The following is a 5,263-nucleotide window of genomic DNA, read 5'->3' as shown; positions in this document are numbered from 1 at the left end:
ACGGTACATAGCACTGAAAAAATGATTATTGTATTTTTGACTTACCAGCAGATATATAAGATAACTAGTAAAATAATAAATAAGGGAATAATCCAACGAAGCCAGCGTTTACGGGTTTTTAATGGGATATTAGACAATGCCGCACCGGCTGCTGCTGCACTCGCACCTGCGGTAATTTGTGCAACATGTGGTGGTAATGGTGTAGTACGTGGCCACCAAGTGATAACAGGCTGACCATCTACAATATACACACTGTCGCTATCAGGGAGTGTGGATGCCGTATCTAAAATATGGCGCTCTTCATCAGTAATGAAATGTTGTGATACTAATAATGCAGTTTGCTTTTTCATGTCGCTAAGAGATTTATCTAATGCTTCTCTAGCTTCATCTTTTTCTTGTCCATGTAATGCATTCAACGCGATAGGTTCACCAGAAACCGGAGAATACCACTCAACCAGATCATCTGATTTTTTGTTAGGAATAGCAAAAAGTGATTGATAATCCTCCGAAAAATACTGTGTTAGCAATGCAAAAAATTGCTGCTGATGTGCAAGAGCATAATCGGCACGTGTGATATCAGTGGTTAATTGTGAAATTATATTCATATTTTACAGAGCCTTATATGACGGCTATCTTTGATTATTAACATATCACGTTATTGTCGTGACATTATTGACTATAGCGTTTTTATAAAAAAGGTGAAATAAAAGACGCATTTTTTTGATATGAAATAATTCTCTCTACTTATGTTTGTTTTGTATTTATAGTTTTTTTGTTTCAGAATTCGTGCAAATTATTACGCTATTTTGATAATCCCCCTTTATCAGATAATAACTATTTGCTTATTTATCCTCTCTCATTTTAGGATGAATGAGGTGAACAATTCTTTTTATTTAGCGCCTTAATTAACCTATTGCATCATTGATATAGCACATAGAGTCGCTGTTGCTTAAAGCGTATGTTACCCACAATTATCCTTATTACCCCCTTTGAAATTTATTCTTTTTTACATTGACACAACAGCAGGCTCTTGATGACACATAAAACTGAAAATAAACAATTATTGGATGATGTTACTCGCTACTGGAATATCAGAGCAGAAAGCTATAGCGGTGCTAATCAACAGGAATTACTCAGTGAAAAGCAACAAAAATGGCGCCATTTATTACTGAGTCATGTCAAAGAAGGACAACGATTAAAGGTTCTTGATATTGGCACCGGTCCTGGTTTTTTTGCCATATTATTAGCATTATCAGGACATGAAGTTACTGCTATTGATGCAACACCAGGTATGTTACTGGAAGCGAAAAATAATGCGAAAAAGCATCAGGTTAATATTGAGTTTATTCGTAGCGATGTTCACCAACTTTCTTTTGCTGATGAGCAATTTGATTTAGTGGTAAGTCGTAATGTGACATGGAATTTAAAAGAGCCTAGCAAGGCTTATTCAGAATGGTTTCGTGTTTTAAAACCTAACGGTAGGTTAATTAATTTTGATGCTAATTGGTATTTACACCTTTTTGATGAGCATTATTGGCAAGGCTTTTTAGCGGATAGAGAGCTTGCAGCGAGTAAACAAGTACCTGACCATTATATCAATACAGATACTAAAGAGATGGAACGCATTGCGCGTCAATTGCCATTAAGCCAAGTCAAGCGTCCTCAGTGGGATATGAATACTTTACTCGATATTGGATTTAGTCATTTTATTGTGGATAGCCGTATTGGTGATTTTGTATGGGATGAAGAAGAAAAAATTAACTATGGTTCAACGCCTATGTTTATGATCCACGCACAAAAAAAGAAATAATAAAATCCTTAAGGAGAATAAAGTGAAAATCCTATTTTCAGTGTTTACAACCTTATTATTAACGCTGATATGTTCTTTTTCGTCTTTTGCCGATAAAAGTAACAATATATTAGATTACGCCAGTACAAAAGATATTCGTGATATTAATCCCCATCTCTATTCAGGGGAAATGGCAGCACAGAATATGGTATTTGAACCCTTGGTATTAAATACTGAAAAAGGGGTTGCACCTTATTTAGCAGAGCGTTGGGATATCTCACCTGATGGTAAAAGTTATACTTTCTTTTTACGCCAAGATGTCACATTTAGCGATGGTGAGCCTTTTAATGCACAAGCGGTAAAACTCAATATTGATGCAATATTAGATAACTATGAACGTCATGCATGGTTAGAATTAGTTCGTCAAATTGACAATGTTGAAGTGATTGATGAATATACGGTTAAATTAAATCTAAAAAATCCTTATTACCCAACATTAACTGAATTAGGTTTAACACGACCATTTCGCTTTATTTCACCTCATTCTTTTATTAATGGTAAAACGAAAATAGGTGTTGCTAATTATATTGGCACAGGTCCTTGGGTGTTAGCTGAACATAAAAAAGATCAGTACGCAAAATTTACGGTTAATCCACATTACTGGGGTAAAAAACCGTTATTAACAGGCGTAACTTGGCGTGTCATTCCTGATAGGCAAACAATGCTGTTATCACTTGAAAAAGGTGATATTCAGCTTATTTTTGGTGCAGATGGCGACATGTTGGATATGGACTCATTTAATGAATTAATGGCATCAAATCAGTTTAAAACACAAATGAGTGCACCTATTGCATCTCGTGCAATTGTACTTAATAGCAGTCGTCCAATAACATCCAGTCAAAAGGTACGCCAAGCTTTGCAATATGCGATAGATAAAGAGGGCATAGCACAAGGTATATTGGCAGGAAGTGAAAAAGTAGCACCAACATTAATGGCACGTACTGTGCCTTATTGCGATTTTGATTCACCGATTTATGATTACGAGCCTGCAAAAGCGGCCTCTTTATTAGATGCTGATGGTTGGATTTTACCAAAAGGAAAAACAATCAGAGAAAAACAAAAGCAAAAACTCCAATTATTACTTTCTTATAATGTGAATAATGCAGTTGAAAAAGAAATTGCAGAGCTTATTCAGGATGATTTTAAAAAAATAGGTGTTGAATTAACGATATTAGGTGAAGAAAAACAAGCTTTTCTAGATAGACAGAAAAAAGGAGACTTTGATTTACAATACTCACTTTCATGGGGTACACCTTATGATCCCGCCTCTTTTGTTTCCTCATTTAGAATACCGGCTCATGCTGATTATCAAGGACAAAAAGGATTACAGAATAAAGCACAAATTGATGCGATGATTAGTGAGTTGCTTATTACACCGAATGAAACACATCGCCAAGAATTGTATAAAACCTTATTTACGACATTAGCGGATGAAGCGGTGTATATTCCGTTAACTTATTCTCGAACAAAAGCGATTTATCGCAGTGAATTAGGTGATGTGGGCTTTAATCCATCTCAATACGAAATTCCTTTTGAGAAAATGCACTTTCAAACAAAATAAGTAGCTAGAATTAATAAAATAAAGTCTATGGCACCGTTTAAACGGTGCCATATAATTAACCTATGTCTATATCACGATATTTATTTTGGCGCTTATTAGCGATATTTCCGCTAGCCTTAATCATTTCATTTATTGCTTTTATTCTGCTTAATCTGGCACCGTCAGATCCCGCAGAAGTTGCTTTACGCATTAATGAAATCGTGCCAACACCAGAAGCTATTGAAGGTATGCGTCATGAATTAGGTTTAGATAAGCCTTTTTTTATACGCTATTTTTTATGGCTAATGTCTATGTTGCAATTAGATTTTGGCACCTCATTTCTAACAAGAACACCCGTTATTCAGGAGATGTTAAGGGCATTACCGCCAACACTTTGGTTAGCCTCTACCGCATTATTCTTTACGATTATTCTTACACTTCCTCTTGCATTATGGAGTGTTGCAAAGCCACAAAGTATGGCTGATAAAAGTATTCGTTTTATTGTTTTTATTTTAACGGCATTACCTAATTATTGGCTGGCTCTGTTATTAATTTGGGGTGTGGCAGTTTATTTAGATTGGCTACCTGTCAGTGGAATGTTATCACCTCAATCAGTGATTTTACCCGCATTAGCACTCTCTTTAGGGTATATAGGTACTTATTTACGTTTATTAAGAAGTGCAATGTTGAATCAATGGCATCAGCCCTATGTTTTTTATGCAAGAGCAAGAGGCTTATCCGATAAGCGTATTTTGCACAATCATATTTTAAGAAATTCTCTTTACTCTTCATTAACGGCTTTAGGAATGAGTATTCCTAAATTAATTGCAGGTACTGTTGTTATTGAAAATATTTTTGCGTGGCCAGGTATAGGAAGGCTGTGTATCAGTGCAATATTTGGTCGTGATTATCCGATGATACAAGCTTATATTTTATTGATGTCACTGTTATTTCTCTTTTTTAACTTTGTTATGGATGCTATTCAATTAATGTCTGATCCACGGCTAAGGAAATAATGATGTGGCAGCTTTTTTTGCAACACCTATATAAAGATAAAATAGCCCAATTGTGCTTATTGGTGATTGTTGCCATTTTAATTGCGGGCCTATTTGCACCGTGGATAGCACCACACGATCCCACATTAACTGCAATACGCTTAAAATTTCAGCCTATGAGTTTAAATTACCCATTAGGTACTGATAATTTAGGACGCTGTATTTTCTCAAGATTATTATTTGGGATAAGAACAACCGTTTTTTATGCGTTATTAGCGATGATAATCACTTTAATCATTGGCTGGTTATTAGGGGTGATCGCAGGCTTTTTCGATGGAAAAACAGATGCTGTGATTATGCGTTTATGTGATGTTGTGTTGTCATTTCCTGCTGAGATTATGATTTTAGCGTTAGTAGGAATTATGGGGCCAGGTATTGGTAATATATTAATTGCCGTTATTTTAGTGAAATGGGCATGGTATGCAAGAATGGTAAGAGGCATTGTTCGCCAATATTCACATCAAAACTATATCGCATATTCTCGTGTTATTGGTGCACCTTCTTCACATATTTTACGACGCCACTTATTACCTGTGACGATAGCGGAAACTGGCGTATTAGCATCAGCAGATATTGGAGGTATTATTTTGCTTATCTCTGCACTTTCTTTTTTAGGATTAGGTGTGCAACCGCCGACGCCTGAATGGGGAAATATGCTCAGTGAGGCAAAAAATGTCATGATATTGCATCCGTTGCAGATGTTACCTGCCGGTATTGCTATTACTCTTGTTGTTATTGTTTTTAATTTTTGGGGTGATTTTTTACGTGATGTTTTTGATGCCGATAATCGCCAATCGGGAGAGAAAAGAAAAAAATGAC

At 35.8% G+C, this 5,263-nt stretch carries 5 protein-coding genes; 4 read left to right on the top strand and 1 reads right to left on the bottom strand.

Annotated features, from left to right (window positions below; translation table 11 throughout):
- Window positions 1-41: 41 nt before the first annotated feature.
- Window positions 42-605: a hypothetical protein gene (locus tag M983_RS07770; protein ID WP_066749512.1), complete on the bottom strand. Its 564-nt coding sequence runs from the start codon at window positions 603-605 to the stop codon at window positions 42-44.
- A gap of 428 nt (window positions 606-1,033) precedes the next feature.
- On the opposite strand from M983_RS07770, the gene M983_RS07765 reads away from it, so the two are divergent.
- The 4 genes from M983_RS07765 (at window position 1,034) to opp1C (ending at window position 5,262) form a co-directional block, all read left to right on the top strand.
- Window positions 1,034-1,810: a class I SAM-dependent methyltransferase gene (locus tag M983_RS07765; protein ID WP_066749511.1), complete on the top strand. Its 777-nt coding sequence runs from the start codon at window positions 1,034-1,036 to the stop codon at window positions 1,808-1,810.
- Between the two features lie 22 nt (window positions 1,811-1,832).
- Window positions 1,833-3,410, top strand: coding sequence for a nickel ABC transporter substrate-binding protein (nikA, locus tag M983_RS07760; protein ID WP_066749510.1), 1,578 nt, complete (start codon window positions 1,833-1,835; stop codon window positions 3,408-3,410).
- A 68-nt stretch (window positions 3,411-3,478) separates the two neighbouring features.
- Entirely contained in the window at window positions 3,479-4,405 is a 927-nt protein-coding gene (gene opp1B / locus M983_RS07755) for a nickel/cobalt ABC transporter permease (RefSeq protein ID WP_066749513.1), read from the top strand.
- Window positions 4,406-4,407: 2 nt separating this feature from the next.
- Window positions 4,408-5,262 (top strand): nickel/cobalt ABC transporter permease, encoded by an 855-nt coding sequence (gene opp1C, locus M983_RS07750; RefSeq protein ID WP_066749509.1) that lies wholly within the window; start codon window positions 4,408-4,410, stop codon window positions 5,260-5,262.
- Window position 5,263 lies beyond the last annotated feature (1 nt).

The sequence above is a fragment of the Proteus myxofaciens ATCC 19692 genome, assembly GCF_001654855.1.
In the GTDB taxonomy this organism is placed as follows: Bacteria; Pseudomonadota; Gammaproteobacteria; order Enterobacterales; family Enterobacteriaceae; genus Proteus; species Proteus myxofaciens.
Note: the sequence above shows the minus strand (reverse complement) of the source record. Positions and strands in the feature narration are given on the sequence as shown.

Bases quoted from the DNA above. Each gene is read 5' to 3' on its own strand.
- M983_RS07770 (WP_066749512.1), bottom strand. From the start codon at position 605: ATGAATATAATTTCACAATTAACCACTGATATCACACGTGCCGATTAT.
- M983_RS07765 (WP_066749511.1), top strand. From the start codon at position 1,034: ATGACACATAAAACTGAAAATAAACAATTATTGGATGATGTTACTCGC.
- opp1C (WP_066749509.1), top strand. From the start codon at position 4,408: ATGTGGCAGCTTTTTTTGCAACACCTATATAAAGATAAAATAGCCCAA.